The organism is Mesorhizobium sp. M5C.F.Ca.IN.020.32.2.1 (assembly GCF_004023105.1).
Taxonomy (GTDB): domain Bacteria; phylum Pseudomonadota; class Alphaproteobacteria; order Rhizobiales; family Rhizobiaceae; genus Mesorhizobium; species Mesorhizobium wenxiniae.
In genome coordinates, this window is the sequence record NZ_RZSX01001528.1 from 1 (window position 1) to 675 (window position 675).

The following is a 675-nucleotide window of genomic DNA, read 5'->3' on the forward strand; positions in this document are numbered from 1 at the left end:
TCGCGGTAGCCGAGATTCATCTTTCGCTTGGCAAAGCTGGTCGAGTGGCCGAGCAGGCCGAGCATCCCGTGCGTCTCTCCCGATGCGTCCTCCAGCGCTTCGCCGAGCACCATGAAGCCGCCGCACTCGCCATGCACCGGCCGTGTTGCCGAAAACGCCTCAATGCCGGCCCTGAAATTCACAGCCGCCGCAAGGCGGCCGGCATGAAGCTCGGGATAGCCGCCGGGCAGCCAGCAGACATCGCAATTGACGCTGGGCGCTTCGTCGGCGAGCGGCGAGAAGGGGACGATTTCCGCCCCGGCCTTGCGCCAATGCGTCGCGACATGCGGATAGAGGAAGGTGAAGGCGGCGTCCTCAGCCAGTGCGATGCGCTGGCCGGGTGGCGGCAGCGCGCCGCTGAAGCTGCCCGGTGCGGGCGCAATTGGCGCCGCCAACGCCATGATGGCCTCGAGGTCGAGCGATCTTTCGACCATGTCGGCCAGCCGGTCGAGATGGGCCATCAAATCCTCATATTCGCCGGCCTGGACGAGGCCGAGATGGCGCTCCGGCAGGTTAAGCGATGGATCTCGCAGGATCGCCCCGACAACAGGCAGGCCGATCGCCTCGATCGCGTCGCTGCAAAGCCGGCGGTGACGCTCGCTGCCCAACCGGTTGAGCACGACGCCGGCCATACGC

At 67.0% G+C, this 675-nt stretch carries 1 protein-coding gene; it reads right to left on the bottom strand.

Features of this window, described 5'->3' with window-relative positions:
* Positions 1–675: cobyrinate a,c-diamide synthase (locus EOA86_RS37230; RefSeq protein WP_128345872.1), on the bottom strand; the 675-nt coding region annotated here is incomplete at both ends.